Here is a 277-nt window from a genome sequence, read left to right on the forward strand (position 1 = left end):
CCGCGGCCCCTGAGCAGCCGGATGAGGTGGTACTGGCTGCCGAGGGTGATCAGCACATCCTCGATCTCCTCGTTGAGGCCCAGCAGCTCTATGGCGCGGACCTTCGCCCGGATCACATCAGTGTTCCCCGCGGCGGCCACCGCCAGATCGAGGTCCTTGCCCCCGCCCAGCGTTCCCAGCGCCATGCCGCTCGTGTAGTCGACCAGTGCGGCTCCCACGCTCCCATCGATCGAGGCCATCGCCTCCTTCAAAGCCGTCTCCACACTCAACATCGGTC

At 66.4% G+C, this 277-nt stretch carries 1 protein-coding gene; it reads right to left on the bottom strand.

Annotated features, from left to right (window positions below; all coding sequences use genetic code 11):
* Nucleotides 1-272 (bottom strand): hypothetical protein (locus OO54_RS41090; RefSeq protein ID WP_033212936.1); only part of this gene is annotated, 272 nt, incomplete at its 3' end.
* Between the last annotated feature and the right edge of the window lie 5 nt (nt 273-277).

Source organism: Streptomyces wedmorensis (assembly GCF_000716445.1).
Taxonomy (GTDB): Bacteria; Actinomycetota; Actinomycetes; order Streptomycetales; family Streptomycetaceae; genus Streptomyces; species Streptomyces wedmorensis.